3 protein-coding genes are annotated in these 3,495 nt (G+C 57.4%); 2 read left to right on the plus strand and 1 reads right to left on the minus strand.

Annotated elements, in window-relative coordinates:
* Positions 1-1,466, minus strand: a 1,466-nt coding sequence (locus SMC5_RS09040) for an ATP-binding protein (RefSeq protein ID WP_133299200.1), incomplete at its 3' end; no start/stop codon positions are given.
* A 200-nt stretch (positions 1,467-1,666) separates the two neighbouring features.
* On the opposite strand from SMC5_RS09040, the gene SMC5_RS09045 reads away from it, so the two are divergent.
* Complete coding sequence (locus SMC5_RS09045; RefSeq protein ID WP_119087644.1) at positions 1,667-2,182, plus strand: Pycsar system effector family protein; 516 nt, start codon at positions 1,667-1,669, stop codon at positions 2,180-2,182.
* Positions 2,183-2,193: 11 nt separating this feature from the next.
* On the plus strand, positions 2,194-3,495 hold a 1,302-nt coding region (locus SMC5_RS09050; protein WP_133299201.1), incomplete at its 3' end, for a hypothetical protein.

The following is a 3,495-nucleotide window of genomic DNA, read 5'->3' on the forward strand; positions in this document are numbered from 1 at the left end:
GAGCGGCCACGCTCGGCGATGTCGAGCAGGATGTCCTGGATGGGGCTGTGTCCTTCGCGCGGGGCGTACTTGTTGAGCTCGTCGAGGACGACGAAGACGTAGGGCTTGCGGCCCTGGGCTTCCTTCTGCGTCATCAGCATCTTGAGGGTGCTGCCCACGATGAACTTCTGCGCCACGGGCTTGAGCTTGCTGATGTCCACCACGGTGACTCGGTGCTGGTTGAACTCGAAGCGGTACTTGTCGGGGTGGTCCACGTCGCTGCGTATCACGCCCTTCATGGCGTCGGCCGCCACGCGCAGGCGGCGCAGGAAGGCCAGCTGGGTGCCCTGGTTGTCGAAGGAGGTGAACCAACCGCCGGATGACGGGCGCTTGCCCTTCTTGCCCTCGTCCTCGGAATCGGCCGGTCCCATGATGTCGGTCTCCAGGATGGTGATGAGGTCGTGCAGGTCGCCGATGGTCTGGCCCTGGTACACGAGGGCTCCGCTGTGGGCGTCGTTCTCCATGTTGCGGTCGGAGGCCAGGTAGTCCAGCCGGTTGGTGAGGTGCTGTATGAGGCCGTAGAGGTTGGTCGTCTCCTGGTCGCCCTCGGCGAAGAGGAAGGGGAGCAGGCGGTCCTGCGCAAACTGCCGCATGGTCCAGACGTAGGGGGTGACGCCCTCCTGGCGCTGCTCGGTGCTGGGCGAGGGGACCTCGCTGTCCGCCTTGGGGGACGTGAAGAAGCGCAGGTCGGTGAAGGGCATGGTGGGCAGACCCATCTTCGCGTAGACGGCGCGGTGGTCGTCGGTCAGGCCCTTGTTGGGCTTGTCGAGGAACAGCATGTCCTCGCCCTTGACGTTGAAGACGATGCTGCGCGCGGCTGCCTTGTCGGCGGACGGCATGCCGTCTTGCATCTGCTGGTCGCCCTGCTTCGTGCCCTCGAAGTGGAGCATGGAGTACAGGAGGAAGAGGGCGAACGACGTCTTGGTAGCCACGCCGCTGACACCGCTGATGCTGACGTGCGCACCTTTGGCACCGTTGAGGAACTCGAAGTTGACGTAGAAGGGCTCCTTGTTGCGCATGATGCCGACGGGCACGCGCTGCTTCATGACGTCGAAGCTGAGCGCTTTGTCCAGGTCTGCGCCGGTGGCGCGGTAGACGAAGTCGGCCGGGTGCGGGGCGACAAAGACCTCGGGTTCCAGCTTGGTGACCTGCACTTTGCCAACATAGGCGACGCCCGCGGGCAGGATGCCCTGGCGTACGATGGTCGTGTCACTGTCGAAGGTGATGCCCTCATGGTACTGCTGGACCTCGATGACAGTGCCGTAGAAGGTGACGGCCTCGACGCCGGCATACCCTTCGACGGCCGATCGCACGAAGACGACATCATCCATCTCCAGGTAGTTGTGCTGGTCGACGAGGACATAGAACTCCAGCGACGATGCGGGCTTGGTGCCCAGGACGAACCCGATTGGTGCTGCTTCAGCCATGCCGTCTCCTTTTGCTGTGTCAATCAATATGAGGCAGTATAGCGCAAAAGGGCGCAGAGCGTCAGCGCGAGTTGCATCACGTTAAATAACGTGATGCAACTCGGCGTTTGACCAAGACAATCGGGCGAGCTATAATGCCAAGTGCCAATTCTGATTACCCAAAGAAGAGCTGCTTGGGCAAACGCTGGAGGGGGGCTGTCGTGGAAAGGACTTTGCGGAACATCCTTGAGAACGTCGAGGGCTGGCTGAAATTCGCTGAAGCCAAGAACACTTTGGTGCTCGTTTTTGGCGGTGGAACTCTTGTGGGCAGTATTTCGTTAGTCAAGGAATTTGTGACGTCTTTGCCGCTTGTGCGTCTCATGCTATGGGGTTTTCTCGTCTGTGTGACAGGAGCTCTTATTTTGGCCTCGTGCTCAATGATCCCCTCACTGTATCCAGCCTTCAAAGCAGACAAAGGACGATTGAAGCCAGACGACAATCTCCATTACTTTGAATTCATCCGGCTATATAGTGCAAAGGAATATGTCGAAACGTTGGCGAGGAGATACGGATACGATGAGTTTGACATTCGCGCAGTCGAGGTAGATCTTGCTCGTTCGATTGTGGGAGACGCAGTCATTATCAGCCGAAAACTCGCGTTCTTCCGAGTGTCCATAATCCTACTGACTGTTGCTCTTGTCGCCATTTCAGTGAGCATTGCACTGTCCGTTGTCTAGACGGGGGGGCCATGACAGACTCAGAACTTGTGAGCAACACTACGAGTGATGCTGCTGGTACAGCCCACAGTTACGTTTACTGTTTTCTCATCGACATGATACGATCAACGAGTCAGAGAGACAGGAGATCGAGCGTCGCCACTGACCGTTTTGATGACGCTCTGGACAAATACCTGGATCCACTGCTCGAGCCGCTCGGACTAAGCGCCGTACATCAACACTCCACAGGCGATGGTTTCCAACTCCTGACGGAGAACGAGAATGATCTGCAGGCGCTGTGTTGTTTGGGAGTAATAATGTCCAGACGTTTTCGTTCCCAGTTGGCGAAAATGGCAGCGGTGCCGGTCGATAACGTGCCCTCACTCAGGATCAGTATCTGTGGAGGAAAGGGCACGAAGAAGCGGTCGGGCTACGTCGGTACGAGCGGGATCCGGGCGACACGCGCGAACAAGTACTGCCTTCCAAACGAGGTGTTGGTTGACGAGGCTGTGAGAGTCTACGTATGCGATGACTTCGACCTCGAACTGGTTGATTTCGCCCGTCGGCCACCTGATCTCAAGCCGGAACACGTTGAGGATGACTATCGGCTTTACTCCCTGAAGGATCTGCGTCTGGAGAACCTTCTGGAGTCGGATCTTCTGCCGATCTACAGGTTCACTTTGTCTGAGACTGGTCGTGAGGCGAAGGCTCATGAGCTCTTGATGGAGCTGGAGAAGCGTCTGAACAGGGAGACACAACGACTATCAGACAGGCCATCCGAGACACAGCTGCATGTAGCCAAGCGTTGGAGTATTCTCCTCAACAGCCAACCCGACTATGAACAGGCGCGACGCGTATTTGAGCGGATGGTGTCAGAGGGGATCGAGCCGAATGTCTACGTGTATAGCATGCTCATGAACAAGAGTGCGACCTTTGGCGAGGCTCGAGCATGGTTGTCAGAGATGGAGCGTCGGGGCGTAGAGCCGAATGTCGTGAGTTACAGCACGCTCCTGGCCAAAGCACCGGACTACGGGGCAGCCGTTGACTGCTTTAGTGAGATGTGTGATGCGGGAGTTCGTCCCAATGACAAAACGTACGGGTGTCTCTTGGCTAAGTCGCCCGACTACGAGACCGCAAAAGCTTGGATGGACCAAATGAGCTTGAATGGGGTTGAGCCTACGTCGTTCATGTACGCGGGCATGGTGATTAAGTCGCCCGATTATGCTACTGCTATGCAATGGCTTGACGCAATGGAGAAGCGGGGCATCGTCATGCCAACGCCCGCCTATAGTATGATGATGAACAAGTCTACAGACTACGAAACAGCGCTGGCC

The organism is Candidatus Cryosericum odellii, from assembly GCF_003570935.1.
GTDB classification, from domain to species: domain Bacteria; phylum Caldisericota; class Caldisericia; order Cryosericales; family Cryosericaceae; genus Cryosericum; species Cryosericum odellii.